1 protein-coding gene is annotated in these 624 nt (G+C 55.6%); it reads left to right on the top strand.

All coding sequences use genetic code 11. The features are described from left to right. A partial coding sequence (potA, locus tag J5224_RS33820; protein WP_264629238.1) for a polyamine ABC transporter ATP-binding protein occupies positions 1-624 on the top strand: 624 nt, incomplete at both ends.

Here is a 624-nt window from a genome sequence, read left to right as displayed (position 1 = left end):
TAAATCCACCCTGTTGCGTATGTTGGCCGGTTTTGAACACCCCACGCAGGGGCAGATTGTGCTGGATGGACAGGATCTGTCGCTGGTACCGCCCTATCAGCGCCCTATCAATATGATGTTTCAGTCGTATGCCCTGTTTCCGCATATGACGGTTGAGAAGAATATCGCTTTCGGTTTGAAGCAGGACAAGCTGTCCCGCGCTGAAATTAAAGACCGGGTGGAAGAAATGCTGACGCTGGTGCATATGCAGGAGTTTGCCGGGCGTAAACCGCATCAGCTTTCCGGCGGTCAGCGTCAGCGCGTGGCACTGGCGCGCAGTCTGGCTAAACGCCCGAAACTGCTGCTGCTGGATGAGCCGATGGGCGCACTGGACAAAAAGCTGCGCGACCGTATGCAACTGGAAGTGGTGGATATTCTTGAGCGTGTTGGCGTGACCTGCGTGATGGTGACCCACGATCAGGAAGAGGCCATGACCATGGCCGGGCGCATCGCCATCATGAATCGCGGCAAGTTTGTGCAAATCGGCGAGCCGGAAGAGATTTATGAACACCCGACCACGCGTTTCAGCGCCGAATTTATCGGCCCGGTCAATATGTTTGAAGGGCTGCTGAAAGAGCGTCAGGA

Source organism: Candidatus Symbiopectobacterium sp. NZEC135 (assembly GCF_025962695.1).
This window is presented reverse-complemented; position numbering and strand designations above follow the sequence as displayed.